Source organism: Ureibacillus sp. FSL K6-3587 (assembly GCF_038593165.1).
Taxonomy (GTDB): Bacteria; Bacillota; Bacilli; order Bacillales_A; family Planococcaceae; genus Ureibacillus; species Ureibacillus suwonensis.
This window is the reverse complement of record NZ_CP151969.1, coordinates 1,727,407-1,754,269: the sequence shown is the minus strand read 5'-3', so window position 1 is coordinate 1,754,269 and position 26,863 is coordinate 1,727,407. Positions and strand designations below refer to the sequence as shown.

Below are 26,863 nucleotides of genomic sequence, written 5' to 3'. Positions count from 1 at the left end.
AGGGAAAAAATGAAAGCAAACAATAAAGCGAAATGGATTGTCGGTATTACAGGTGTTGCATTTTCTGCATTTGTATTGGGCCAAATCAATGGTACGCCGGTCCATTCATCAGCAACGAACCCTAACGATGCTGCACTGGAAATTGAGATCAATGATTCCATGAGTGAACGTGAAAAAGAACTGGTTAAACTGGACTGGAGCAACTTTACGCTCAATCAAAACCAATATCAAGGTGCCGATGATTATGGTTACTACAAAACAAGAAGATCATAATGCCAGAGAAATGGATTCCATCCAACTCAATATCATGAATACAAATTTTCGCATTACCATCGAAAATCGGGATGGAACCGAATGGAAAAGTTATGTCATTTCCTTTCTTGAATATATCGAACAGGAATTTTCAAGATTTCGCAAAAATAATGAACTTTGGCAATTCAATGAAGCCAAAAAAAATGAAACGGTACGTGTTTCACCCATTCTGTACGACCTTCTGAAAAAAGCGGAAGAATATCGGCAAAAAACGGAGGGGCGATTTTCCCCTTATATGCTTATACCTTTGGAGAACCATGGATATAATCGATCCTTTCCTTTTAATACGGCCAACAATGATTCAACGAATGTACATTATGAAAACGAATCGGAACCCCTCATTTTTATGGACGACTATCAAATCATCAAACATACAGACCAAAAAATTGATTTGGGCGGAATTGCGAAAGGTTATGCAGTGGAATCCATTGCCAAATGGCTGCAAAATAACACTCGCAGCAAATATGGAATCGTGGACGGCGGCGGAGATATGTCCATATGGTCGAACGGAGAGAAAACGTGGAAAATCGGAATCCAACATCCTTTCGACGAGGAAAAAACCATTGGATCTTTCTCCATCCAAAATGGAGGAATTGCCACATCCAATATTGTGTACCGCAGCTGGACCCAAGGAAACGTGAAAAAACATCATTTATTGGACGGTAGAAATGGAATGCCTGTAGATACAGAAATTGTCCAGGCAACGGTGGTTATGGACCATTGCATCGATGCGGAAGTCGGCGCCAAAGTTTGCTTTATGGCGAATGACGCATCTGTTGACTCTGTTTTATCCAACATCAGCCAAAAGTTCAGTTATGTCCTTGTCAAATCTGATGGAAAAATTGAGACGGGAGGGAATAAAACCCGATGATACTGGATCTGTTTTCTAACTGGAATCTCATACGTGTATCCGGCTTTCTTGCCTATTTTCTACTAACCCTTTCCATCATGGCCGGTCTGATGCAAAAGATTTCTTCTTTTAAAAATCAAAAACAGCTTATGATGGAACTGCACAAAATCAGCGGATGGATTGGGATGTTGACCATTGTGTTCCATGGCACCTTGCTATTGGTGGATCATTACGTTCCTTATAAAATCAGTGAATTAATCATTCCATTCGCTGCCGAAAATGAACCGTTCTTGTCCGGAATCGGAACAATCTCCTTCTATCTGTTCTTAATCGTCATGGCCACTTCCGATTTCTTCATGAAAAAACTCGGTTTCAAACTATGGAAAAAACTTCACTTCTTAGTGATTCCTGCATGGGTGTTTATGATTCTCCATGGCATTTTCATCGGAACCGATTCCGACCAGGTTTGGGCAATCTTTATCTACTGTTTAGGAATTGTTTTCGTTACAACATTGCTTATAATCCGATATTTTGAAGGCAAATTAAAAGCCGTTCATAGTAAAAGTGCTAATTAACCTCCTTAATATACCGTATTGAAACCCCTCTTAAAAAGGTTATCCGGGAAAGATCCAATCTTTCCCGGATAACCTTTTGATTTTATATGCAATTAATATTTCTTCAATTTAATTATAAACTCTGTCCCATTCCCGACTTCACTCTTCACTTCGATTTCTCCTCCGTGGGCTTCCACAATTGTTTTGGCAATGGATAGACCCAGCCCTGTTCCGTTTCGTTTTCTTGATTTATCTCCCCGGTAAAAACGTTCAAAAATATGTTGCAAATCCTTTGGAGAAATGCCGATTCCCGTGTCTTTCACGCTTAACAAGATTTTCTCTCCCTGTTCGGCCAATGAGCATGTGATGGATCCTTCTTTCGTATAGCGTGCGGCATTATCCAGCAATATATAAAGGAGCTGTTGAATTCTTACTTTATCTCCCTTGATCCGGATCCCGTCCTGTATATTTTCTTGAAGTGTCAATTGGGATGGTACAATTCTTTTGAACCGGTTCAGCAATGAATGAACCTGTGAAGAGAGATCGAATTCTTCCAGTTCCAATTTAAAGTTTCCTTGGTCATGTCTTGCCAAAAATAATAAATCGTCCAAAAGTTTATGCATCATTTCCGCTTCCTGTTTCACATCTTCCAACACTTGTTTTCCAAATGGACTCAAGTGTTCCTCTTCTTCACTCGCCAACACATCAATGGAACTATAAAAAACACTGAGAGGTGTTCTTAGTTCGTGGGACGCATCAGAAACGAACTTTCTTTGTTTCTCATATGCTTTTATAATCGGTTTCATTGCCTGGCCGGCAAAGAAGTTCCCTGCCAGAGCAAAAAGCAAACTGAAAAAGATGGTTAAAAACAATAATATCCAAATAATTCGTTGAAACAAATGCTTTTCGTCGGTAATATCCTTTCCGACAACAACGCTTCCGATCAACCGGTCATCCATTTGAAGGGGATAATAGATATAAAGGATATGGACCTTATCCCATTCGATTTCTTTTACGGTTCTTGAAGATGGAGGGGTGAAATCTGTTTCAAAATACTCTTCAAAACCTTGGACGGTCCCTTCGCCTTCGATTAATTGAAAATTTTCATCCAATACGTAGTAGAAAATATCCCTTTCCGGTCGATATTTCAACGGCTCATTCTCTTCAAATTCTTCGTCGATTTCATCATAATCCTCTTCTTCAAAATCTTCGAAAAATCTCTTTTTACGCTTACTCTCCGGTATGATTCTTATATAATTTTTTTTGTACAGTTCTTCTAAAAATTCATGGTTTTCCTTCTCATAAAACCGTTCCAGTTCTTCAATCTCCTGTTTATTGATCGCATTCGAAATAAAAAGATACAGCACGAAAATAAACATCATTAAAATAAGCAGGAGGGATCCTGAATAAATCAAGGTGAGCTTCAATTTCACTTTATTAATTTCCATGGCTATCCCTCAACTTGTAGCCGACGCCTCTCACATTTTTGATGATCGATGGTTTTCCCGGCTCGTCCACTTTTTTCCGAAGCAGTTTCACTAACGCATCCAATGCGTTTTCCGTTACATCTGTATCAAATCCCCATATTCTTTCAATGATCATTTCCCTTGTCAACACTTGGTGTTTATTGCGCAGCAACAGTTCCAGCAACTCATATTCTTTCTTTGAAAGTTCTATCACTTTGCCATTTCTTTTTACAACATGATTGGATAAATTCAATTCCAGATCATCCAATGATAGAATTTCTTCAAAAGGCTTATCGACTCTACGTGACAATGCCCGGAGTCTCGCCACAAGCTCCTCGAATTTGAAAGGCTTCACTAAATAATCATCAGCCCCCGAGTCCAATCCTTCCACCACATCTTCAACGGAATCTTTGGCTGTCAAAAACAAAATTCCACCTTTAAAACCTTTTTCTCTGAGGCGCTTACATACTTCAAGCCCGCTCATACCAGGCATCATCCAATCCAAAATGATCACGTCATAATCGGTGAATATGGAATAATCATAAGCGCTTTGGCCGTCTTTCACCCAATCCACTCGGCCATATTCCTTTTGCAATAAATGATGGACCATTTTTCCCAAATTCTCGTCATCTTCAGCAAATAAGATATTCATTCGACCTTCACCTTCTTGTGCACAGTCTTTTTATACAAGCGTATCAAAAAAGGCTGAAAAAAAAATGAAAAATTCCCATATACTTTAAGGCTATTTAATGTCTTTCATATTTAAACATAAAAAAAATGGCCTCCATATCGAAGGTCTTGCACATTCTAAAACTTTGGCCGTTCATTATCGCTCCGCCCGCACTTTCTTCCTGGTCCATGGGCTTTTACGAACCGTTTTACTTTCATTCGATCGTTTGATGACAGCGGATTGTGGAAGACTGCGCAAACATTGGGCAGAAAGTTGGTTGACAACCAGCTTGTGCATGATATGATAAACATAAATTGGAAATTGTGATTGTGAAACATCCACTAGGGGTGCCTTTAGATAGGCTGAGATCAAAGTGTACCTTTGAGACCCTTAGCACCTGATCTGGGTAATACCAGCGGAGGGAAGTGGAGATGGGTTTTACATGGTCGACATGGTGTTGCTATGAGATGCTGTAGACTCACGCCGCTTTCTTTACTCTGGTAAAGGAAGCGGCGTTTTTGTTTTAAAACAAAGCAATTGATTAAAAGGAGTGGATCCAATGACTATACAACGTTATGACACAGTAATTGTCGGCGGCGGAGTGATTGGTACCGCGATCGCCTTTGAACTTTCCAAACGGCATCATCGCGTCGCAATTTTAGAAAAAGGAACAATGGCTTGTGAAGCATCCCGTGCTGCTGCCGGTATGCTCGGAGCACAATCGGAGTTTTTCTCGCCAAGTCCCCTCGTGCCGCTCGCCTTGCAAAGCCGGGCCCTTATGCCGTCCCTGGCGGAAGAGTTGAGGGAGCGGACGGGGATTGATATCGGTCTTGTTGAAAAGGGAATGATCAAAATAGCGGCCACTGAGGAAGAGGCGGAAGAGCTTCAACGCCACTATGCATTCTGGCGCGGTGCGGATGAACCGGTGCGGTGGCTGACGAATGAAGAAGCGGTTGAAATGGAGCTGTCTCTTGCAAAAGAAGCAATTGCTGGTGCCATATATATTGAAGGAGACGGTCAAGTAAGCGCCCCGGACTTGGCCACAGCCCTTGCATATGCTGCAATTTCAGCCGGCGCCCAATTGTATGAACATACAGAAGTATTAAACATTCGGTCCGAAGCAGGCATCCATCTCGTGGATACAACGGTTGGAACGTTTGCTGCCGAGGCTGTTGTCGTCGCCGCCGGTGCCTGGACTGAGCGGCTCGGTACATCCCTCGGCCTTCCACTTGTTGTGTACCCGGTCAAAGGGGAATGCATCATGGTGCGCACTCATGTTCCATTGCTGCAGTCGACCGTATTTGCCAAAAACGGCTGCTATATCGTGCCGAAGCGGGGCAATCAATTGCTGATTGGCGCAACCTCCACTCCGGATACATTTGAACGGCGTGTGTCAGCAGGCGGGGTGATGAGTTTGCTCCACCGCGCGACCACCCTCATTCCGGACATACAACAAGCGGAATGGATCAACACGTGGAGCGGAATCCGGCCACAGACAAAAGACGGCTTGCCATACTTCGGGGAACATCCGGAACGGCGGGGATTGTTTGTCGCTGCCGGCCATTACCGAAACGGGATTTTACTTTGCGCGATCACCGGTCAGTTGATGGCGGACTTGGTTGAACGGAAAGAAACGGGAATCGATTTATCACCGTTTTCACTGACACGGCACAAAGCAGAAACCCCAATCACTTGAAGTATCCTGCACTCCACATATTCAAAAAATAAAGCGAATGAAGGGAACCTTTGTCTTCCCCCATTCGCTTTGCTTTTGCAAACTGAATTGTCATGTAAAGTTTATACCCGCGCCAATTTCTCGGCCGTATAATCATAACCAACGACTTCCCCTTTTGGAGCGCCGGTTGATTGTTTATCTTGCTTATACCCGAGCAGCGGGAACACGAGTTCAGCAAATTGATATGCTTCCTCCAAATGAGGATAGCCTGATAATACAAACTTATCAATTCCAATTGACTGGTATTCGCGAATGCGTTCCGCCACCGTTTCCGGATCGCCGACAATCGCTGTTCCGCAGCCTCCGCGCACAAGGCCGACTCCTGCCCATAAATTTGGATATATCTCCAAATTGCTGCGATTCCCTTTGTTTAACTCCGTCATTTTCTTTTGGCCGATGGAATCATAGCGGCTAAACACTTGTTGCGCTTTTTGAATCGCATCCTCATCCACATATTTAATTAGGTCATTGGCAGCTTTCCACGCTTCTTCATTCGTTTCGCGGACAATGACATGGACACGCAATCCAAATTCCACTTCACGGCCATGTTTTGCCGCTTCTTCACGCACTTTGTCAATTTTCTCTTTCACTTGTTGAGGCGGTTCCCCCCATGTTAAGTACACATCGGAATGTTTTGCCGCCACTTTGATTCCCGCATCAGATGAACCTCCGAAGAAAATCGGAGGATGAGGTTTTTGGATGCCAGGGAACATGATTTCCCCGCCTTCCACTTTTAAATGTTTGCCTTCATAATTTACTGTTTCCCCAGCTAATAAAGCACGCCAAATATCCAAAAATTCATCTGTCACTTCATATCGTTCATCGTGGGAAGCGAAGATGCCATCACCTGCAAGCTCCACCGGATCTCCTCCGGCAACAACGTTAATCAATAAACGTCCGTTTGAAATTTGATCGAGTGTCGCTGTCATGCGTGCCGCAACAGTCGGTTTCATCACCCCTGGACGGACCGCAATTAAAAACTTCAATTTTTGCGTAACTGTGGCCAGCGCTGACGCTGTCACCCACGGATCATTGCATGGCTTGCCCGTCGGTATTAATACCCCTTCGTAGCCAAGCTCATCAACTGCTTGAGCTATTTGTTTAATGTACGGGAAATTTGTTTCGCGTGCACCTTTCGTTGTAGCTAAATATCTGCCGTCTCCATAAGTTGGAATAAACCAGAAAAAGTCCATCACACTCTCTCCTTTTTATAAGAATTTGTTATTCAACACCTTCAAAGTTGGTTTGCCATTTCAGCAATTTTTTCTCCAATAAACGGACAAGGGAATCGGTCAGTTTACCAACCACCCCGAAAATGATAATGCCGACAAACACCTTATCTGTCTGGGAAAACTGCCGTGCATCCATAATCATATAGCCGACACCGGAACTGGAACCCATCAGCTCAGCTACGACAAGGCTAAGCCAGGCAATCCCGAGCGATAGGCGGATTCCGACAAGAATGTGGCCCAGTGCAGACGGCAAAATTAATTTTGTGAGCTTTTTCCATCTGTTGAACTCCAGTACTTGCGCCACTTCAAAAAGCCTCATATCGACTGAACGTATGCCATTATAAGTGTTGACATATAACGGAAAGAATGAAGCGAACGCAATGAGCAATATTTTCGATAATTCATCAAATCCAAACCACAAGATAAATAATGGAGTCACCGCTAAACTTGGAATTGTTCGCAGCATTTGCATCGTTGGATCCAAATAACTTTCAAATTGCTTGGAAAAGCCGACAGTAAACCCCAGAATCAATGCAATGCTTCCTCCAAGAAAAAATCCGGCTAGTGCACGGTATATACTAATCTTCAAATTTTCCAATAATACACCGTTAATTATTAAGTGATAAAACGTTGTAACAATTTGAAGCGGGCTTGGAAGTACCGTAGCGGATACCAAACCGTAAGACGAAACAATCTGCCAAATTCCGATAATCACTAAGGGTAAAACGAGTCCTTTTCCCCAAAGGATTGTGACTCCCCGTTTTTTCTTCTCATGTGCAATTGGTCGCTTTAACGCTTGTACCCGCACCAAATTACTCAGCTCCTTTTAATACTTTTTCAATAAATCGATTATCCACCACTTCTTCAACATTAATTTTGTTGCTGAATACATCTTGCTCCACAAACAAATCTGCCGCGCTTTGCTGACTGGAAATGACATTTTCATCGATTGCTTGCATTTTATATGGAGTGTTTTTCAATACTTCCTCCACAACCGTTGGATCAATTCCTTTTAAATTCGCAAAAAACTGTACTGCTTCTTCAGGATGTTCATTCATCCAATCGGTTGCCTTTTTATATACTTCCAGATAAATAGATACTAAATCCGGATTATCTTCAACAAATTTTGTACGTGCAATCGTAAACATGTATCCATACGTATCGACATCTTTGCCTTTTAATAATACTTTTGCGTTATTTCCAACTGTTTGATAAGAAATAAAAGGTTCCCATGTCGCCCATGCATCAACGGAACGGTTTTCAAATGCCGGCTGTGCCTCATCGGGCTGAAGTTGAATAATCTCAACTTTTGATGGATCAACACCTTCTTTTTCGAATGCGGCATATAGCAAACCAAATGCACTGCTGCCTTTTGCAACCGCCACTTTTTTTCCTTCCAAATCTTTTACTGATTTAATATCACTAACTTCTGGAAGTAGAATGGCATTATTTGTTTCGCCCTCAGATAATAAAGCAATTTCTTTAAAATCAATCCCTGCCGCTTGCCCTGAAAGCGGTGGTGTATTCCCTACTTCTGTAATATCCAATTTTCCCGCTGCAATTCCTTCAAATTGTGGTGGCCCGCTTTGGAATTCTGTCCAGGCAATTTCCACTCCCACTTCTTTAAAGGCTTCTTCCAACCATCCTTTCTCTTTTGCAATCCATAGTGGCGAAAGAGCTTGTTGGATTCCCAGATTGATAGTTTTTGTTGAAGATGAGGATGTATTGTTGCCGCTGCTATTTTCCAAATCTGATGTACATGCCGCCAATAATAATCCGATTGCTGCCAAAAATAATAAAAATGCTTTTTTCATATCTTTACTCCTCCTAGATGCCTTCTCCATCTTTATATTTTTCACTTTCAGTTTTTTCGAATTCCTCCAGTACCCGCTGCCTTATCTGCTGATAAGAAGGACTTGTTCTGGAACGAGGATAACTTAATTCAACATGCACCAGCTTTTCTACCCTACCCGGATTCGCACCTAGAATTGCGATATCCGTTCCTAGATAAACAGCCTCGTCAATATCGTGGGTTACAAGCAGCATTGTAATGTTTTTTTGCTGCCAAATATCGATGAGAACATCCTGCAAATGCCCGCGTGTGAATGCATCAAGGGCACCAAAGGGCTCATCAAGCAACAAAATTTCCGGATCCCGGATGAGTGCCCGCGCAATGGCCACCCTTTGTGACATACCGCCTGATATTTCGCTCGGATACGCCTTCTCATATCCTTTTAATCTAACGATTTCCAGCATTTCATCTACCTTTTTGCGAACTTCCGGATCTTTCAAATTCAAGTCTGCCGCAACATTTTGTTCAACCGTCAACCATGGAAATAAACGATGCTCTTGAAAAATAAAACCTTGGGCGATTCCCGGTTTCACGATTTGACGGCCATTTACCAGCACAACTCCCCGATATTCGGTATCCAGTCCAGCTACAATTTTCAACAAAGTACTTTTACCACATCCGCTTGGACCGATAATGGTTAAAAAATCACCTTTATTAAGATGCAAATCAATGCCATCAAGTACAAGTTTGCGCTCTTGTTCCATTTGAAAGCTTTTTTCAAGGATTTGAATTTGTACCCCCATAAATAACTTCCTCCCAACAAAAAAAGACAACAAGAGACCCCCATCATGGTACAATGCCATGAATGAAGACCTCCAGTTGTCTGGCCAGTCTTTCTTATTTTTTCATTTATTTACCAGGTATTAACTTAACTGAACTAAAAACAACGTTTAATATAACCTAGTAATTTTATATGTTTAATATAAAATTGTTGTATAAAAATGTCAACACATTTTTTCAATTTTCTTATTATTTGAAATAAGATGATGTTTATAGATAACCTGTCCAAGGTTTTTATTAAACGAAAGGATCGCCTATCGGACATTTCAAAACCTGAACTCAAAATGAAAACCGATTACTTTACGTTCTTAGATTTTTTCTATACCTAACATTTTTCACTATGGAACCAACTATGTTAATATTTTCAATAATAGAAAATAAGGATGTGGAAATCATATGGATTTTTCAAATAAAACCGTGATCGTTACAGGTGCTGGGAACGGGATCGGAAAAGGGATTGCGTTGCTTTATGCGGAAAAAGGAGCCAATGTCATTGTCGCGGATGTTGATGAAAAAGCAGGGGCAAAAACGGTGGATGCAATCAAAGAAAAGGGTGGAAACGCGCTTTTTGTCAAAACGGATGTCAGAGATGAGGAAGAAATTGTCCGCTTAATGGAAATAGCAAATCTGACATTCGGCCGAATCGATATTTTGATCAATAATGCAGGGGTATCGGTATTCAAGTCCCCTTTTGAATTGTCGATTGAAGAATGGGACGATATCATCAACACGAATTTAAGGAGTGTCTTTTTGGCATCCAGGGAAGCGGCAAAATATATGCGGAAGAACAAAGCAGGCGGTTCCATTGTGAATATCGCCTCCACAAGGGCCATCATGTCCGAACCGAATTCGGAAGCTTACGCCGCATCAAAAGGCGGAATCATCGCTTTGACCCATGCCCTTGCCGCTTCATTCAGCGAATATCGAATTACTGTGAATGCCATTTCGCCGGGTTGGATTGAAACAGGCGACTATTCAAAGTTGCGTAAAATCGATCACGAGCAGCATTTATCCAAACGGGTAGGAAAACCGGATGATATTGCGCGGGCATGTTTTTATTTGACGGCGAAAGAAAATGATTTCGTCACAGGTGTTAATCTGATTGTAGATGGCGGAATGACAAGAAAAATGATCTATGAGGAATGAACAGTCAAAGGAAGGGGACCTTGTAAACACCCAAATGGCTTTACAAGATCCTCCTTTCCCCATTTCATATCACCTTTGTGATTTCCATATTCTGCTGTTTCATTTTTCATACCCACTGCAATAATGAAGCCGCCATGAAGAAAAGTCCGGTGATCAATGGAATCCAAAAGAAAGGACTGTCACCAACAGTGAAGGAATCGGAAACGATAATACTGAAAAATAACAAAATCAATCCCAGGCTGCCCCAATAACATTTTGCCCAATTCGATTTCTTTTTTGTCAGAACAATGCCTGCCACACTTAAAATATAAATGAAACTCACAATCATCATGGCAGGAAATAAAGGTCTAAATTTTAATGCATAAACAAAATAATCCAATTGGTTGATATTCCGTCCATCCGTAATTTCTTGCATCATTAAATGTGTAAACGGAGTTGAATATTTCCATTCAAACGGGTTTTCCACTATTTCGCTTCCTTCATACCATGCGAAAAATGTGGAAAGAACAAAAAGTGCCATTCCTATGATCATTTGCAATCCATATTTACCCATCGCTACCCTCCCAATAACTTTACATTTAAGACGTTGCAGTTTCCCGGACGTTTCATCCTTTCTATGAATTTTATCTCCTTCATTCAATTTCTTTCATTTATGAATAAAGAAAAAAGCACATTTTCCCCTATGGAAAAGTGCCTTTCATTGTAATAATCCTTCACTAAAAAACTTGATATCCTGCGAACTTTTATTTCAAATGATATGTATGCTTTCTATTCATTTGTTGAATTTGTCTGAACCATTCTTTTTCCTTTTCTTCTTTTTCCAGGGTGGCTGTAATGGTAATGGAACAATCCAAGCACAGTTTGGAGTAGTTTGTGATTTGTCCGCATCTTTCACAGGGTGCGCCAAGGTTTGGGAACAATGTAGGTTTTAATTTTCCCGTTTTCACCCACTTATGTATAAGCTCATGAGAAACACCTGTTTTTTCGACCACTTCCTCATTGCTGAGCAGCCGATGATTTTTTCTTAATAGGAAGTGATGCAATTCAGAAAAAATTTCTTCTTCCGATAAATCCAATTTTTTCTTGATAGGCAGTTTCATTTCAACTCCTCCTTTCTTCCTGATGTCATCCTTCTCCTACAACCGTTTGATGGTCGTACTTGAAGTCATCCCACCGTTTTTTTGCATAGTTGCGGTATTTATTTGAAACTTCTTTGCCTGTGATTAATCGGGAAAATCCTCTTTTCGCATCCTCAATATCCCCTAATCGCAGACTGATTTCAGCAATCAAATATTGGATCCTTTCTTCGCTTTCTTTACTTTTTGTATGGGATTTATTGAATAGATCCCTTGCAGCATGGAGGTAACGATTCTCAGACTCCTTATCATGTATTAATCGATACAGCCAGGCGATTTTCATGGCAAAGTTGGCCAGAATCAGCGGTTCTTCCATTGAAACTTTCGCCACCAAATAAGCCAATTGAAAACTTGCGATCGCTTCAGCAACCGTCCGTTCTTTGCATAGGTCCATCACTTTTTGCAATTTCTTTATATAGTCTTCTTCAATAAGTGACATAAAAGGTCCGTAAGTCCGGGTCATGGATTTATGTAACGCATAACCGCAATGGGGGCAAACGGCGACTTCGTAAAAAAGTGGATTTAACCCTTCGTAAATCGGCATAAAATCCGAATCTTGCCCCGCGGCTTTATAACGGCCGGGGCGCACTTTATACGTTGTATATTGCTTTTTGCAAAAATTGCATACAACTTTACTTTCGTAATAATCATAATTCATTGACATACGATACCAACCCTTTTAACTTTACTGACATCATGTTGTAATAACAAACTTAACATTACGAAAAGACCAGGAATTTTTATTAAAATCCACCCATATTATGAATCTAAAGTCTTTTTTATATTATAACTTTTTTCTCGTATTATTGTTTAGGTATTTAGGTATTTTTAATTAAATATTAAAATTTTATTGGTAAGAAAGGCGTGTTTCAGCTGTTAAAAATAGGAACCCTTCTCTTCAATTCCTGGCACTTTTCTTCGTGCAAAATATCGTCAATCAGAAAGCCAAAAGTGGATGCAATCAACGGTTGCGTCATTTGCTGTCGGCACCGACATGATGTATCCTTGACTGTATCACTCTTTTCTACGGGATAAACAATCCATACATAATCGGTAGCAACCAATATTTACACCGATCGCTAATGACAGTTGCGGGTGAATGGCAAAAAAAATCCCGGGCTCTGTTTCAGATACCCGGGATCCAAGTTGTTTTTATTCTTCCGCTTTGATCACCAATTTTACGATGGATATGAACGCCCCGTAAAGAACACCTGCAACCGGCCATACAACCCACGTATTGTCCCAATTCTCGCTAAAGAGTGACCATGCAAGGTAAATGGCAACGACCACACACCAATAAGCACCGCTGATTCTTCCAATCACAACCGATGATTTTTTCTTGCCTAATGTGTATTCCCCTTCTTGAAGAAGTTTTTCATAGCTTTCGCGGATGATTCCAACTCTTACAAACATATTCACGGCAATCGCAATTAAGACTAAAAGTAACGCAACCATTGACGAAATGATATAAACTTCATCTATAAGAAAACCGCTGATAATTAGTGGCAAGCAGCTTAAAATGCAAAGAATGACACCAATGGTAATCGATAAGTTGAACTTGCTCATAAAGGCATTTTTCTTCTCCCGCACCATGCCGCTTACTCCATATTCCGTTTCAATGGCCTCTTTATCTAAATATTTATACTTTTCCCCTTCATTCGCACATTTAATAAAAATATAAACGCCCACGGCAATCATGGATAATAATGCGGTAATTCCAATTCCGCCGGCGGCATTTTCCGAAATGCCAATGATCTTGCTGTTCGCCAGTCCTGCCAAAAGGATCAATAACACCGGAGAGAGGATGCATAAGGATACCCCAAAGGCAATCAACGGTGCATGTTTTTCCTGCAATTTTAAAAATTCCGTCGCTTCTTCCATGCTGACTTTGCGAATTTTTACGGGCACTTCCGCCACTTCCGTCAAAGCTTCCGGCGTTTCCCGATTTTCTATTTCATCCTTCAATAAATAATCCGTTGTCACTCCGAACAATTCCGCCATCTTGATGATGCGGTTAAGATCCGGAACCGATTGGGCACTTTCCCATTTGGACACGGACTGTCTTGATACTCCAAGCTTTTCCGCCAACTCTTCCTGGCTCCAGCCATTCCTCTTTCTTTCTTCAATAATTTTGTCCGCTAATATCATGTTCATCATCCTTTTTTATTTTTTTGATTGTCTTTCCTTTGTTCAATCACATCCTACTCAAAAGTTCAGTTGCACTCTATAAAGCGGGATTGGAAATATGTCAACTGGCGGTTGCAACCCGCATGATTACTGGATTTTTTTCATATGTATTCTTTCCTTATAAAAAGAACACCTCCAGATAAAAACAGAGGAGATGTATCCAAGATGTTCCATTATTTTATTTCCTTGACCCATCTTTTATATCCAAAATCATCTGATCATATGCCAATGGACCGAAACCCAAACTTTTGTATAATTCAATGGCCCTTTCATTCTCTTTTTCCACTTCCAGCCTCAATCTTACAATTGAAGAATCAAGTGTTGTTTTGAGATAATGGAAAAATTCTTTCCCCAATCCTTTTGAACGATATTCCTCCAAAATATAAATTTCGTCAATCCAGAGCATAATTCCTCCCGCTTCTTGGGAATACATTTTTGAAGTGATCGCATATCCGACAGGCTGGTCATTATATTCAAAAATATACCCTTCCAGATACACATTGGAGCGCATGATTTCATTGAACGCATCAATGTGATGTTTTTTCGGGATGGGATGCAGTACGGCATCAGAAGCATAAAATTGCTCCGCCAAATAATAGAAAATATCCGCATCCTCTTTTTTCATTTTTCTGATCATTAGACTTCACCATCTTATAATCTTTTTATTATGCCATATAAACGCACATCATCGATGATAATGGGGACCATCCACTATCCCGGTCCAATAAGGATTGGATAGAAAAATGCAACCCTCTGCTTTTAAGCTTAACTCAACTTTCGCACACAGTAATATTTAAGCATTGCTTGATATAATTAGGTATAGTAACCAACCATTTATTCATTTGATTTTTAAAGATGTCCATGTTTAAAGAAACCTTGGATTCCGCCAAAGTTTGGAAAAGGTCAATAAGCGATTGAAGGGCAGTAATAAAATCTATGTCTTTTACATCTTCGCAAAGGATGTAAAAAAGGTTGCCAATCGTCTTAGGATCCTCCTCTTTTCGCATTTGCCAGGCAATGAGAATATATCGTGTAAAAACAATGGTTGTATGGCTAATTAACATGTCGTATGAACGACCCTGGAATTCTTTCCCTAAATTTAAAAAGGATTTATTGCATTTGAAGAAGACTTCAATGTCCCAACGCATGCCGTAAATACGAATGATCTCTTCATTTTCTAATGTTGTATCTGTGCTGAGAATAGCAAGCCATTCGCTCCGTTTATTACGGTTTCGTACAAATAGAATTTTTACTGGAATTCCATTGTCTAAAGTAGCATAAACGGATCCGAGAATGTCTTTTTTACCCATGTGCGTTTTTGCCAATTTGTAAAGTTGATTCAGTGTGAAACGTTCACCATTGTAAACGTATCGCTGCTTTAATTGCTTCACCATGCCAATGACAAATAACCCTTTGTTCGTAATCTTCTCAATTAAAGGCGCTTGTGTAAACCAGGAATCCATGAGAACATAGTCAGCTATAATCCCTTTTTCAAGCGCATGATCAAGTAAAGCTGAAGCCACGTCCGGTTTTGATTTCAGAGCTTCCTGGCGACGCTTATAGCCAGATGTTCGTTTATCAATATTGGTATTGATTTCTTGCAGGCGATTTTCCTTTTTCGGTGAACTTAGAAGAGCAAAATCAATAGGAATAAAAGTAAAACTATCGGTCCAGCCAAGGGTAAGCATTTGAAACCCTTTCAAGTACTGATGCGTAGAGTGATCAAAAACCTTAGCCAACAGTTCAACCGACTTACTACGGTTTCGTGAAAAGACAGAATCATCAATCACAAAAGCTGTGACACGATCTTTTGAAGTTAATGGTTGAAGCAGACGGATCATTTCACTGCTTAATGAAAGCAGAAACTTTCTCCAATGATAGGTTGGTGTATTTAAAAAGCGATAGACTGTATCCTTTCCGGGCAGATCCTGAGATCGTTTACTCATAAAAGCACGAAACCAGTTCTTATATTGGAAGACTAAAAGAAAAATCAGTTTGAAAACAGTAAGACAAGAATACCCGGAAAGTTTCGTAATATTCGCTTTTCTTATATGATATCCAATATTTAATTCGGAAAATCCTTGTTTAATTTCTTTTGGTAATTGCGCAAAGTAGTCTTTATTCGTTATCATAGTGGTGACACCTTTCTTTTGGATTTGGTTTCGTCACCAATATTTTACCAAAAGAATAGGTGTCTTTCTTTATGTTTTAAAAAATGTCAAATGATAATTTTGTACTTCCAAAACCCATTTACATCAAGCATTTAAACAAGATTTTGGACTGCGAAAGTTGAGAGCTTAATTAATACTTAATCAAAAACGTTAAACAGTTCACATGCACTGATACTTTTTATCATAAAAAAGGAGAGGGGTGGCCGGAATCTCCCTCTACTTATAAAAATCTTCATACATTTTTTCTAAAATTCGCCTTATAATTACAGGTTAATCACTAAAGGGTAACAGACATTAAAGCAACCTATTCAGGTTTCTTCAAAATAAATAGAATCAATGATATAATATGCAGGCCTTTTTCCAACTTGTTTAATTAATTGTTTTTCCAGTAAATCTTTTGCAATTTTTCTAACAGTTACTTCAGATATATTCATTTCATTGGACAGTTCTTTAACAGATAGACCATCATTAAAATGAAAGAAATGATTTTGTGCTAAAATAAACATAAATTCAAAAGATTTTTTTTCTTTTTTAATCCTAGTATCTTTTGTTAATTTATCATAAGCGCTTTCAATTAATTGAACTTTTTCTTTTAATTCAAAAAGCATTTCTTTTAAAGTTTTTAAAATAATTTCTAAAAATGTATCAATGAAATAATTCATTTCCCCTCTATTTGCAATACTATTAGTAATTTCGAAGGCTTTTAAATAGTTTGTCTTATATTTGTTACAACCCCTTGATAAAGAAAGTGAGGGGATATTGCCTAATGTTTTTGATAAATATAAGCTACTAATAAATCTTGAAGTTCTCCCATTTCCATCATAAAAAGGATGTATATAACCAAAAAAGTAATGTCCTATTGCTACTTTTATTATTTCTGGAACTTCATCAGGCTGATTCATAAAAACTAATAATTTTTCTACTTCATTTATAATCTTTACTTCCGGAGTTAACCCTCTATGTATAACTTTACCGGTACCCGATTTTTTTAATACATGTGTAACTTCTTTTCTGAAAATTTCTCCATCTGGTAATTCACTTTCCTCAATTTCACCTTCAGTTATTTCATCATATATTTTCCTTATATTTACTGGACTGGAAGGGAGCGACGTATTTCCATTAATTAAATTCATATATGACTTTACCATACTATTAAATCTATTATTAACATGTTTATTCATTTTAATGTTTTTAACACTTCTAGCAATTTCTTCTTTTGAACTTTTTACCCCTTCAAGTTCATTGGTATTAAATAATTCTTCAACTAAACATTCAAGAATGAAATGGTCTTTTGCTACTTTAGGTAATTGATTAAAGATAAAATTTAATTCTCCGGATAATTTATAAATTTTAGCTACAATATCAATTATATAATTAGTTGGAACATAGAATAGTTGAAATGATTTTGGCTGATTCATTGGTTTTATAAATAACATTAAACGTTTGGCAGCATCTGAATTTATTCTTTGTATATATTTATCTTCAAATTCATTTTTTTCTACTTCATAGAAAAACTTATATAAATATCTCATGATTCATACCTCCTTTTGACACTGAAAATGTAACTTTTTTAATATTTTTACATATTAATTTTAAAAATTCTACTTTTATTTGTATTTTTTTCGATTTTTTTATCTTTATAATTCACTTGATTATTTTTACATGTGCTCCACATTTACATCTGCCATGACCATTTTTTTTAATTTTTATCTTTCTATTACACGAAGGACAATTTATTATCATAAGACTGCCTCCTATTGATTGTTAACAATCCCATTATGGGCAGAAAAAAATAAGATTATTCTTAGATTGCATTTTTACATATCTTTTCAGTTGAATATAAACAGAGTTCCATAAATATTGAATTATTGTCTTTTGCATATTATCTAAATGTTTTAATTTTGCTTTTTATGACTTCTTCTTTTTAAAATAAACGGGTTTGGAAAAGGTGTACTGCCAAAATAAAAACCGAACGATTACTTGAATCTCTACTATAACAAAAAGATTCAGTATCGTTCGGTTTTTATTTTGAATCCAACCTAGTATTAGACTATAATTTGATCTTGCACTTACCAGCATATTAATTATTTCAGTTTTTCTAAAATTTCCCGGATAAATGCAGGTTCATCTTTTGGTGTCCGGGATGTGACGATGTTTTCGCTCACAACCACTTCTTCATCACGATAGTCTGCACCAGCCAGTTTTACATCATCCCGAATGCCGATGTAGCAAGTCGCCGCTTTTCCTTTTAAAATATCCGCGCTGATCATTACTTGCGGACCGTGGCAGATTCCGGCAATCAATTTGCCCTGTTCATTGACTTCTTTTACGAAACGGACAACATCGTCATTGACCCGCAATGCTTCAGGCGAACTTCCTCCCGGGATGACAACCGCATCAAAATCTTCCGCTTTCGCTTCACTCGCTCCGATATCCGCCGTATACGAAACCGTCCCTTTTTTCCCTTTGCACTCCGCACCTTTTTCCAAGCCGACGATCACCGTTTCATGCCCTGCTTCTTTCACCGCTTCATATGGATTTTTCATTTCCGAATCCTCGAAGTTATTTGCAAGTAAAAATGCAACCTTTGCCATTAGAAAACCTCCTATTAGTAATCTTATAATATTAGTATAATTTATTTTTGTATAAAATTGCAAAATATGAAGTTTCCTATAATTTCATTGAATCGATTATCTCATCCGTTTCCTTATCCAATAGTTTTTAATTTTCCTATGGGAATGCCACTTTTTAATTACCACGCAAAAAGATTTTCCAGCTAGATGAACGTGTTTTTTAGACACCAATGGCATACCCCAAAAATGAGTGGAACAGCATCGATTCAGGCGACAATAAATCAAAACTTCCAAATAAAAGGTTCAGAAATAATGTCGGTATAAAAATACAAGCATGCAGCCAAGAGGCTACAGAATCCCTTTGTCTTGATGAAACCATTTATCGATCAAATGGATAACTCCTAAATAAATTGGAAAACAGATTGTTAAAAAGATAATTCCGCCATAAAACAAGATGGTAGCCAAATCCCCGCCTAACGTTTCATTCCACACCCATTTTAAAATAAGCATGTATGAGAAGATTCCGGCAATAAACGATAACACAGGGCATAAAATATACAATCCGATATTTCTCATCAACACGCGCCCCCTTTCCAGTTATTGTATATGCTTTTAGAAGAAAGTAGAATACAAAAAATCAAAAATATAGGCGCAGCCACCCCTGCAAAAACATAAAAAATCAAACCCCTTTTGCAAGGGTTTGATCACAAATTCCATTTATATAAGCTTAATTTAATAATCACCAGATTTAATCAGCTGTTATTTTATTTTCCAATAAGTCCGCGTCCCATTATTAACTAAAACCGCATAAGTCGGCACTTGAAAAATGATAAGAAATAAGGTGAGCAGATCAATGGAAGAGGCCGCTGCATTTAAAAGTATGAAAAACTTGAATGCCGGTGTAAGCAGGCCAAATTTCCCCAATAATAGCGGGAACAGGACTGAAATGATTAGGTAAGGCGTTACCGTAACCAGAATAAATCTCGATTTGGTTATTTCCTCTTCTGTTGTGACAAACGCTTCAAATCCATTTATTCCCACATAGGTTTTCTTCGATTGAATAAAGTTTGGTATAAAAATTAAATGAAGCAATTCGTGCAGCACCAATAAAAGAAGCAATCATAAGAATGAACTGATAGGAATCGAAAATCGGATCCGGTCTTCATGAATCCCAAACTCACTAAGAGAAATGCCAGAAAAGGTTGTTATGATCCAAAAAGAAATGCATACCGCAATCACCATAAAAGGGATGGATAATAAAAATGCTCCAAGAAAAGTTTTTTGTTCTTTTAAAGGATGCCATTGCGCCCGAGTCAGTTCTTCGTGTTTAACAGGATCCACACTGGGCAACTTCCTGATGAATTTCATTTCGCTCAACCCGCTTTTAATTAACAAATATCAATTTTCCATTGTTTATTTTTTTGTTCCAAATAGCCTCTCACTTTTGCTTTTTGTTTGTTTCGTTCCAAATTGTTATACATCTCATCCATATTTTTGTAGTGGCCAATCACGTAAAAATATAAACCGACGGAGCGGCTATCCCGAAAAATATGGGAAAAATCGATCAGCAATCCTTCTTTCGTGAATTCAAAGAGCTGATTTTTCACCTCATCCGACATCGGATAAATTTTTCTTCTTTTATTCGTCGAAACGGCCCCGATAATTTTATTGGCGATGATCTCTTTAAATGTTGAAAGGTCCCGGCAATAGAGTTTGCAAAACCATCCGTCGTCATGGGCCAGATAGACAAATTGATTATTGATGCGGTCAAAAAAAGGCGATTTTAACGGTTTGCAAAAGTGCGATAAGTACAACACTTCCGCCTGCTCTTCCGGCGTACACTGGTTCAAAGCTTCTTCATTGCTGTAATCGATCCAATGGAAATTGCCTAAACCGTAAATGTCTTCTTCCGTCAGTTCCAAAATCCCCTCTTTTCCCTCTGCTGTTTCAAAGTTCCAATGATAATTAAATCCGTTTGTAATAAATTGCCCGTCCGTAATTAAAAGATTTTCCAATTCCACGGGGCAATACTTGATAAATTCTTGAAACTCCATGCCATAATAAATGAAAGATTGCTCTTCAAAATTGGCATTGATATAAAATACATCTCTCAGTCTTCTCATCTTCTCCATATCCTCTACTTACTTATGTTTGTTTGAAAGTCACTTTTATTTAAATTTTTTTAAAAAACGAAATTTATCCTGGTTTGAGAGAGGGAGGTCATTGACATTATTGCTTTTCTGATTTAAAGAACTGCACTCTGTTTTTCCTGGAAAAAAACAGGAGAAGGAAACCGATGAAATAGGCAATGCAGGATGCAAAGAACCAACGGAAGATTCCCGGTGTTCCAAATAAATAAAAACTTATTGGCAAGGACAAAATAAAAGCGATGAACATCAGATACTCTTTTTGGATGAATGAAGAAAAGATTGCCAATAACGCAGGGAGACACAACATCAAAAATGTCGTCATCACCGTATTTCCTTCAACTGGTGTGGATGAATAAGGATTATAAAAAACAAAAATAACCCACAAGCCAATACTGAATAATCCAGCTATTACACCAAAAAGGATGCCGGCAAGCCTCACTTTCAACCCCTCCTCTGTTTTCAAATCCGTCATCGTTATTCCCGCTAAAAAGGAACCTTTCAGTATTTTACTGCAAAATATCCCTTAAATTTCAAGGAGAAGAAAATATTTTCAACCCTTTTCTAAAATCGTACCACTATTAATCATTTTAAAACATCTCTATCTAATAAAAAATTCTGACATTTATTTCAAAACGAACTTTGGAAATTTCCTATTCATAATAGTGATCTGTTTCTCTTAATGGGACTTCAATCTGGCATGATACTTTTCCCTTTGGCGATTATGTTCTTCTCATCGGCGATTTTCTTATCCAGATTGGCGATTAACTGACTTTGGAAAATGTTTTATATTAACAGCCTGAAAATAATCGAGCAGCCGTTTTCCAAACAGTCAATGCTTTTACCTTTTTATCTAAGTATTTTCATGTTATTCAATCTTCCGCCATATAATGATTGTTGTATGCCAAGCAAAGGAGGAAATGTGTGCAGGAAAAAGAAGTGCGTCTTCAAAAGATTCAACACCTTGCCCATGAAATTATGTATGAAATCAATTCTTTGGAAGACCAGAGGCAGTTTGAGGATTTAAGGGTTGTAGTTGACAACCTGTCCCGCGCAATCGGTGAATTTGCGGATCCATACGGCTGTTTTTCTTTGGATTACATTGAAGATAAATTGGAAAAATCTCATTCGATCATAAAAAAGCACAGAATTCCCCATATTGGTACACAAGGAAAAATATAATAATCGCAAACATTTGAATGAAAATGATACTAATTATCAATACTATAATTGAAAGATCCGAGAATATTCGCATTCTGATAAGTCACTGCTCCTTAAATGCCGAAACAAAAAATTAGCCGTCCAGAAAGTGTCCGGCTTTCGAGACGGCAATAAACATTAATTCTCCGGTGTGAATGTCTTGCAATCTGTTTCTTCGGTCGTGTTCGCTTCTTTTCCAGTGTGGCTGACTACGTAAATTTTTTCGGCTGAACATTTGTTTCCATCAACCCAATACTTGCAATTGTTTACCTCGCAAAGGATTTCTTGCGTCATTTTTTCACACCTCCTCTATTGAAATCTTTGACAAATTTCCGCGGGTTCATACTTTATTGATTTCCCTTACCCGCTTTCTTAACATGTATTAAGGTTATTTTTTTGAAACATTCTGCCTTAATTTCTTAGTCCAAACCGTTTATTCATCCTAATGGTTTCAATGAGAGTGCAATATTTATCGGCAAAATAGATAATCATCGCTTCCCTGCTTTTTGGGATTTTTGAAATTTTGATTGGCCACATATGGCTCCGCAATGTTTCATTATCCCACTTTTCCGCATGATTGCCGGCCATCCCATGATCCGCTTCATCAGAAGCATCTCCCGTCTTCCATTGATGGAGAAATAAATCGTGAAGCATGGCCGCTTCCACCAATTCCTTTTCGTTCGCGTTGAGATGTAATTTTTCGTTGATCAAATAACTGATCCAGGCCACATTTTCACAATGTTCCCGCGTGGTGGTCGCACCATGCTCGAAGTTTTTATCCATCTGTCCGGCCATATCCGAATTGTAGTAATCCTTGATCAGTTCGATAAATTGTTTTTCCCGGAGATGCTTGGCTATGCGGCTTTTCCGTTCAGGAAGTTCAAAAACGACAATGCGTTGAATGGCTTTATTGAAAAAAGCGGTTTGATAGTTATAAACCCGGCTCACAATGTCCGTCATACGATGCTGGAAGGCTTCATCTATGGAAGAAACCCGTTTTTGGAAATCGGTCAGCGACGAAACGGTCAATGTTGTATCGATGGATATCATGGAAACAAGGATAAGGGCCAGTATATTCAATACAGTTTCAGGTATCAATGTAAGCCATTGATCCGCCAAAGGAATCAGGCATTTCATCAACAAAATGGCGGCAGCACCAAAACCGATGGATGTTGGCACACTTGTCCTGCCGTTGATGTTCAAAGGGTAACGGCTATAATCCCACCATCGGGCCTTGAACAGTTTTTCAAGAATCCAGGAAGTCGGATATTCTAAAACCATACTGGCAATAAAACCAAGGATAAAAATCATCCACCAATCAAGATCTGGCACATATCCGTTTTTTATTAAATCAAATAGGAAATACCCTAATAACGAACCACATCCATAAATGGGACAAATCGGGCCATATAGAAATCCCCGATTCGCCCACTTCCGTCCCCGTATAGTGCAATAAATGCTTTCCCAAACCCAGCCAAGAAAGCTGAACAGAAAAAAGGCGACAATATATTTATTCAATATAATCACAAACTTTCAATATCTGTTTTTGACCCTTCCCATCATCCAAAGGAAAATGGGATTTTATTATCTACTTCAATTTTGCTGGATTTCTACATAAAAATTAATCAATATTCTCTGACAATTGTATTACCATTTTTTGAATGTTGGAATTGATATTCACTGTTTATCAGATCACATTGGAATCTTGCCAGTTCATATAAACCTGCTGTTGCTATTGAAATCTCTATTGTACCTTTAGTGAATCCGTTTTTTGTCAGTCAAAAACAGGGAAGGGATGATACTAATCATCATGAAAATCAGACTTGTTAAAAATCCAAGATGATAAGCATCAGCCATGTTGGTTACTGTCGTTTCCTTTGCACTTAGAGCGCCGCTTACGACTGTTGCCAATATGGCGGAACCAAATGCGGCCCCGATGTTTTGGGTAATACGGGTAGCCACACTTGCCGCAGGAATTAGCGACTTTTCAAGCCCTACATAAGAATCGCTCATTACCGGAACAGTGATTCCACCAATGCCTATTCCGCGTATGAACAAAACCATCCAAATCATCCAATGCAATGTGCCTGAATCAAAATATACAAACGGCAGAGTGCCAAGTAAGGATATGACGATGGAAGGCAAAACGACAAGCCGGGCACCAAACTGATCAGTAAGTTTTCCAACCAATGGCCGCGCCACCAGCATTCCTATACCTTGTGGAACCAACCAAAGTGCGGATTCAATGACGCTCAACCCTTTTACATTCTGAAAAAACATTGGTAAAAGAAGCATTGGACCATTGGTGGCAAATCCGGCCAGGAACAGGGAAACAAAGGAGGCACTGAAATTTTTGGATTTAAAAAGTGACAATGGTATCAGCGCTTGGTCATTTTTCTTCCATGCATAAACCAGATATGCAATCAGGGAAACAACTCCGACTGCAAATGCCAAAATACTTGTTGTACGGAAGTCCGGTTCCCTTCCCTCTGTCACTCCAAGGATAAACATCGTTGAAATTAGCGCTAATAATAAAACACCCGGCCAATCCATTTTGGCTGATTTGTCTATCGCCTCAAATTTCGGCAATTTCCACTGCATCAAAAGCAATGCGATAACCCCAATTGGAAGATTCACAAAAAAGAGCCAATGCCATGATAAGTATTGTAAAATCAATCCTCCGATTACAGGACCGATAATTGGTGCAAAAACAATCGGAATTCCTACAATGGACATTAAACTCCCGATATTTTCATTTCCTGCAATTTGAACAACCAAGGCGGTCAGTGTTGGAATCATGAGTCCGGAAGCAAAACCTTGCAACACCCGGAAAGCAATTAAGCTTGGCATGTCCCATGCAAGGCCACAAAGGAGTGAAGCGGCCAAAAACAGTCCTAAAGCTCCCATAAATATTTTTTTGCCGTCATATTTTTTCATCAACCATCCCGAAAAAGGGACAGCAATCCCCAAAGCCAAGGTATAACCGGTCACAATCCATTGAGCAACGGCCAAATTTGTTGAAAACATCTTCGTAATGTCATTGACGGCGATATTAACAATAGTGGTATCCAGCATTGGCGGAATTGCACCAAACACTAGAATCCAGGCGATACTAATGATTTCCTTTGGCAGTTTTTCTTTTTCCATACCCTCATCTCCTAAGATACAAAATGTACCTTAATAGTATACACACTAGTTTGATAAGGTTCAAGTTGTACCTTATTTAACCTTGTTATATGTTATAATAATTGATGATAGGGATATGTGATAACGACTATTTTTAAACTTTTTCCGGAGAGGTTGATCAGTAAATGAATAAGGCAGGCGGGAATAGCCGCAGAAGGGGAGATGCTCTAAGCGAAAGCATCTATAATGCCACTATTGAATTGATCAAAAAGGGCGGCTATGTCAATCTCACTTTCCAGGAAATTGCACAAGCCGCAAAAACAAGCCGTACCGTAATATATAGACGTTGGCAAACAAAGTTTGATTTAATTCACGAAATTTGGGTATATAAAACGAAAAAAGCACTCGGCGATGGTGAGTTGATCGATAAGATTAAGGATACGGGAAGTCTGCGCGGGGACTTGTTGCAATTGCTCACACTATATAACAAACTATATACAGAAGTCGGCCCGGAAATAATGAATGCGATTTTATTTGAAATGGGACAAAATAACAAGAAAATGGCTGAAATCACAGTGGGCGCAACCAATAAAAATATTCTTGTCATGCGAAAACTGCTTGGCTTTGCAATAGCAAGAGGGGAAAAAATAAAAAAAGTCAGCAATACTACACTGACTCTCCCTTTTGACTTGATCCGCGTGGAGTATTTGATACGAAAAGACGTAATCGATGAAAAACGTCTTGAGTTATTGGTTGATGAAATTTTACTCCCGGTTTTTCTGGCACCTTAATGAGCTAAAATATGTATAACCATTCCATTATGCTGTTCTTTGCTGTGCAGAATAAATTTTTAGGGGAAAACTATGAATAAGAAGACAGATTTTCTAATCGGGATGATATTTGGCGTTGCCACCCTTGCATTCTTAGTATTCTTTATGACCAATGATGTGTTTTTTCGTTGGGCATTTGAACGGCACCACAACATATTAAGTTGGTATATACGCCCTTTGTTTATAATACCAATGGTCATATTCGCATTGAAGAAAAGTTTTACTGGCATCTTTGTCTCCATATTTGCATTATTTACGAGTATGTTCTGGTTTCCTGCCCCAGATACAAGCCATCCTCGGGTATTGGAGTTTTTGGCTTTTGAAATGGATTATCTGAAAAGTCCATGGACCACTCCCAAAATAGTTATGAGTTTAGCAGTTCCTTTATTCTTCTTTATGCTTCTTACCGCAGCTTGGAAAAGAAACTGGAAATGGCTTGCAGGTGTCATCATCGGAGCAGCTGCGCTGAAATTTATTTGGAGTATCACATTTGGCGGTGAAGCAGGCATATCCATTCTAAAACCTGCATTATTCGGAGTGTTTATTTGCATTATTGGTTTAAGCTATTTTTTTATGAAGTACAGAAAATCGGATAAAAGATAAGTAACGCTTTAGTGCATCCGATATTAAACAGTTAAATTACAACTGAACGAGTAGCGGTCGGGATGGTATCTTGTAATGAATGGACGGCAACAGCACCGTCGAATTGAACGTGAAATTAATTGAAAGAGTATACATGTTGGATACGTTTCAATCTTTTCAGTTGAATTTTGGCTATGGTAGCAAATTTGACGAACAAACATGGACATTTGATTTGTGTGAAAAATGTTTTGAAGAGTTTATACATACGTTTCAAATTATGCCGGATATCGGATATAGATAGCGGGATATCTGCG

At 38.7% G+C, this 26,863-nt stretch carries 31 protein-coding genes and 1 riboswitch; of the genes, 9 read left to right on the top strand and 22 right to left on the bottom strand.

What is annotated here, in order from left to right; translation table 11 throughout:
- Positions 1-9 precede the first annotated feature (9 nt).
- Genes NSS77_RS08630 through NSS77_RS08620 form a run of 3 tightly spaced genes read left to right on the top strand, consistent with a single transcriptional unit; the run spans position 10 to position 1,737 of the window.
- Positions 10-273, top strand: coding sequence for a hypothetical protein (locus NSS77_RS08630; protein ID WP_342468425.1), 264 nt, complete (start codon positions 10-12; stop codon positions 271-273).
- Positions 245-1,183, top strand: coding sequence for an FAD:protein FMN transferase (locus NSS77_RS08625; RefSeq protein WP_342468424.1), 939 nt, complete (start codon positions 245-247; stop codon positions 1,181-1,183). Before NSS77_RS08630 ends, NSS77_RS08625 begins: the two co-directional genes overlap by 29 nt.
- Positions 1,180-1,737 (top strand): ferric reductase-like transmembrane domain-containing protein, encoded by a 558-nt coding sequence (locus NSS77_RS08620; protein WP_342468423.1) that lies wholly within the window; start codon positions 1,180-1,182, stop codon positions 1,735-1,737. The genes NSS77_RS08625 and NSS77_RS08620 overlap by 4 nt, the downstream gene beginning before the upstream one ends.
- A gap of 92 nt (positions 1,738-1,829) precedes the next feature.
- Here the strand turns inward: NSS77_RS08620 and NSS77_RS08615 are convergent, their stop codons facing one another.
- Entirely contained in the window at positions 1,830-3,164 is a 1,335-nt protein-coding gene (locus tag NSS77_RS08615) for a HAMP domain-containing sensor histidine kinase (RefSeq protein WP_342468422.1), read from the bottom strand.
- Positions 3,154-3,834 carry a response regulator transcription factor gene (locus NSS77_RS08610; protein WP_342468421.1) on the bottom strand — a complete coding sequence of 227 codons (681 nt, stop codon included), beginning with the start codon at positions 3,832-3,834 and terminating at the stop codon, positions 3,154-3,156. Before NSS77_RS08610 ends, NSS77_RS08615 begins: the two co-directional genes overlap by 11 nt.
- Before the next feature lie 351 nt (positions 3,835-4,185).
- Positions 4,186-4,293: riboswitch (TPP riboswitch) on the top strand.
- A gap of 118 nt (positions 4,294-4,411) precedes the next feature.
- Between NSS77_RS08610 and thiO the strand changes: the two genes are divergently transcribed.
- On the top strand, positions 4,412-5,548 hold the full coding sequence (gene thiO, locus NSS77_RS08605; RefSeq protein ID WP_342468420.1) for a glycine oxidase ThiO: 1,137 nt from the start codon (positions 4,412-4,414) through the stop codon (positions 5,546-5,548).
- Between the two features lie 101 nt (positions 5,549-5,649).
- Here thiO and ssuD read toward each other — a convergent pair whose 3' ends face one another.
- Genes ssuD through NSS77_RS08585 form a run of 4 tightly spaced genes read right to left on the bottom strand, consistent with a single transcriptional unit; the run spans position 5,650 to position 9,414 of the window.
- The gene (gene ssuD, locus NSS77_RS08600) at positions 5,650-6,780 is read right to left on the bottom strand and encodes an FMNH2-dependent alkanesulfonate monooxygenase (RefSeq protein ID WP_342468419.1); all 1,131 of its coding nucleotides are present in this window, start codon (positions 6,778-6,780) and stop codon (positions 5,650-5,652) included.
- A gap of 28 nt (positions 6,781-6,808) precedes the next feature.
- Positions 6,809-7,600 carry an ABC transporter permease gene (locus tag NSS77_RS08595; protein WP_342471238.1) on the bottom strand — a complete coding sequence of 264 codons (792 nt, stop codon included), beginning with the start codon at positions 7,598-7,600 and terminating at the stop codon, positions 6,809-6,811.
- Between the two features lie 31 nt (positions 7,601-7,631).
- Positions 7,632-8,633, bottom strand: a complete 1,002-nt coding sequence (locus NSS77_RS08590) for an aliphatic sulfonate ABC transporter substrate-binding protein (protein ID WP_342468418.1) — start codon at positions 8,631-8,633, stop codon at positions 7,632-7,634.
- A 13-nt stretch (positions 8,634-8,646) separates the two neighbouring features.
- Positions 8,647-9,414 (bottom strand): ABC transporter ATP-binding protein, encoded by a 768-nt coding sequence (locus tag NSS77_RS08585; protein ID WP_342468417.1) that lies wholly within the window; start codon positions 9,412-9,414, stop codon positions 8,647-8,649.
- Positions 9,415-9,847: 433 nt separating this feature from the next.
- Here NSS77_RS08585 and NSS77_RS08580 point away from each other — a divergent pair, with 433 nt between their 5' ends.
- Positions 9,848-10,597 (top strand): glucose 1-dehydrogenase, encoded by a 750-nt coding sequence (locus NSS77_RS08580; RefSeq protein WP_342468416.1) that lies wholly within the window; start codon positions 9,848-9,850, stop codon positions 10,595-10,597.
- Between the two features lie 106 nt (positions 10,598-10,703).
- Here NSS77_RS08580 and NSS77_RS08575 read toward each other — a convergent pair whose 3' ends face one another.
- From NSS77_RS08575 to NSS77_RS08515, 13 genes are all read right to left on the bottom strand, one after another.
- The gene (locus tag NSS77_RS08575; RefSeq protein ID WP_342468415.1) at positions 10,704-11,150 is read right to left on the bottom strand and encodes a YjdJ family protein; all 447 of its coding nucleotides are present in this window, start codon (positions 11,148-11,150) and stop codon (positions 10,704-10,706) included.
- Positions 11,151-11,340: 190 nt separating this feature from the next.
- On the bottom strand, positions 11,341-11,697 hold the full coding sequence (locus tag NSS77_RS08570; protein ID WP_342468414.1) for a hypothetical protein: 357 nt from the start codon (positions 11,695-11,697) through the stop codon (positions 11,341-11,343).
- A 25-nt stretch (positions 11,698-11,722) separates the two neighbouring features.
- A complete protein-coding gene (locus NSS77_RS08565; protein ID WP_342468413.1) occupies positions 11,723-12,397 on the bottom strand; it encodes a DUF2225 domain-containing protein in 675 nt (224 codons plus the stop codon).
- A 488-nt stretch (positions 12,398-12,885) separates the two neighbouring features.
- Positions 12,886-13,881 (bottom strand): helix-turn-helix transcriptional regulator, encoded by a 996-nt coding sequence (locus NSS77_RS08560; RefSeq protein WP_342468412.1) that lies wholly within the window; start codon positions 13,879-13,881, stop codon positions 12,886-12,888.
- Between the two features lie 217 nt (positions 13,882-14,098).
- Positions 14,099-14,557, bottom strand: coding sequence for a GNAT family N-acetyltransferase (locus tag NSS77_RS08555; protein WP_342468411.1), 459 nt, complete (start codon positions 14,555-14,557; stop codon positions 14,099-14,101).
- A 133-nt stretch (positions 14,558-14,690) separates the two neighbouring features.
- Positions 14,691-16,052 (bottom strand): transposase, encoded by a 1,362-nt coding sequence (locus NSS77_RS08550; RefSeq protein WP_342468410.1) that lies wholly within the window; start codon positions 16,050-16,052, stop codon positions 14,691-14,693.
- 347 nt (positions 16,053-16,399) lie between these two features.
- The gene (locus tag NSS77_RS08545; protein WP_342468409.1) at positions 16,400-17,623 is read right to left on the bottom strand and encodes a Fic family protein; all 1,224 of its coding nucleotides are present in this window, start codon (positions 17,621-17,623) and stop codon (positions 16,400-16,402) included.
- Positions 17,624-18,175: 552 nt separating this feature from the next.
- Positions 18,176-18,685, bottom strand: coding sequence for a type 1 glutamine amidotransferase domain-containing protein (locus tag NSS77_RS08540; protein WP_342468408.1), 510 nt, complete (start codon positions 18,683-18,685; stop codon positions 18,176-18,178).
- Positions 18,686-19,012: 327 nt separating this feature from the next.
- Positions 19,013-19,240, bottom strand: coding sequence for a hypothetical protein (locus tag NSS77_RS08535; RefSeq protein WP_342468407.1), 228 nt, complete (start codon positions 19,238-19,240; stop codon positions 19,013-19,015).
- Between the two features lie 183 nt (positions 19,241-19,423).
- Positions 19,424-19,768 carry a DUF3267 domain-containing protein gene (locus tag NSS77_RS08530; RefSeq protein WP_342471237.1) on the bottom strand — a complete coding sequence of 115 codons (345 nt, stop codon included), beginning with the start codon at positions 19,766-19,768 and terminating at the stop codon, positions 19,424-19,426.
- A gap of 15 nt (positions 19,769-19,783) precedes the next feature.
- Positions 19,784-20,032, bottom strand: coding sequence for a hypothetical protein (locus NSS77_RS08525; protein ID WP_342468406.1), 249 nt, complete (start codon positions 20,030-20,032; stop codon positions 19,784-19,786).
- 20 nt (positions 20,033-20,052) lie between these two features.
- On the bottom strand, positions 20,053-20,787 hold the full coding sequence (locus NSS77_RS08520; RefSeq protein WP_342468405.1) for a hypothetical protein: 735 nt from the start codon (positions 20,785-20,787) through the stop codon (positions 20,053-20,055).
- 106 nt (positions 20,788-20,893) lie between these two features.
- The gene (locus NSS77_RS08515; RefSeq protein WP_342468404.1) at positions 20,894-21,286 is read right to left on the bottom strand and encodes a hypothetical protein; all 393 of its coding nucleotides are present in this window, start codon (positions 21,284-21,286) and stop codon (positions 20,894-20,896) included.
- A 449-nt stretch (positions 21,287-21,735) separates the two neighbouring features.
- On the opposite strand from NSS77_RS08515, the gene NSS77_RS08510 reads away from it, so the two are divergent.
- Entirely contained in the window at positions 21,736-21,993 is a 258-nt protein-coding gene (locus NSS77_RS08510; RefSeq protein WP_342468403.1) for a hypothetical protein, read from the top strand.
- Positions 21,994-22,149: 156 nt separating this feature from the next.
- On the opposite strand, the gene NSS77_RS08505 is transcribed toward NSS77_RS08510, so the two are convergent.
- From NSS77_RS08505 to NSS77_RS08495, 3 genes are all read right to left on the bottom strand, one after another.
- Positions 22,150-22,305 carry a DUF1540 domain-containing protein gene (locus NSS77_RS08505; RefSeq protein WP_342468402.1) on the bottom strand — a complete coding sequence of 52 codons (156 nt, stop codon included), beginning with the start codon at positions 22,303-22,305 and terminating at the stop codon, positions 22,150-22,152.
- Between the two features lie 117 nt (positions 22,306-22,422).
- Complete coding sequence (locus tag NSS77_RS08500) at positions 22,423-23,538, bottom strand: hypothetical protein (protein WP_342468401.1); 1,116 nt, start codon at positions 23,536-23,538, stop codon at positions 22,423-22,425.
- A 228-nt stretch (positions 23,539-23,766) separates the two neighbouring features.
- Positions 23,767-25,158, bottom strand: a complete 1,392-nt coding sequence (locus NSS77_RS08495; RefSeq protein WP_342468400.1) for a DHA2 family efflux MFS transporter permease subunit — start codon at positions 25,156-25,158, stop codon at positions 23,767-23,769.
- A 164-nt stretch (positions 25,159-25,322) separates the two neighbouring features.
- On the opposite strand from NSS77_RS08495, the gene NSS77_RS08490 reads away from it, so the two are divergent.
- The 3 genes from NSS77_RS08490 to NSS77_RS08480 all read left to right on the top strand — a co-directional run bounded on the left by NSS77_RS08490 (position 25,323) and on the right by NSS77_RS08480 (position 26,850).
- Entirely contained in the window at positions 25,323-25,928 is a 606-nt protein-coding gene (locus tag NSS77_RS08490) for a TetR/AcrR family transcriptional regulator (protein ID WP_342468399.1), read from the top strand.
- Positions 25,929-26,000: 72 nt separating this feature from the next.
- Positions 26,001-26,570, top strand: a complete 570-nt coding sequence (locus NSS77_RS08485; RefSeq protein WP_342468398.1) for a hypothetical protein — start codon at positions 26,001-26,003, stop codon at positions 26,568-26,570.
- 79 nt (positions 26,571-26,649) lie between these two features.
- A complete protein-coding gene (locus tag NSS77_RS08480) occupies positions 26,650-26,850 on the top strand; it encodes a hypothetical protein (RefSeq protein WP_342468397.1) in 201 nt (66 codons plus the stop codon).
- The last annotated feature ends 13 nt before the right edge of the window (positions 26,851-26,863 follow it).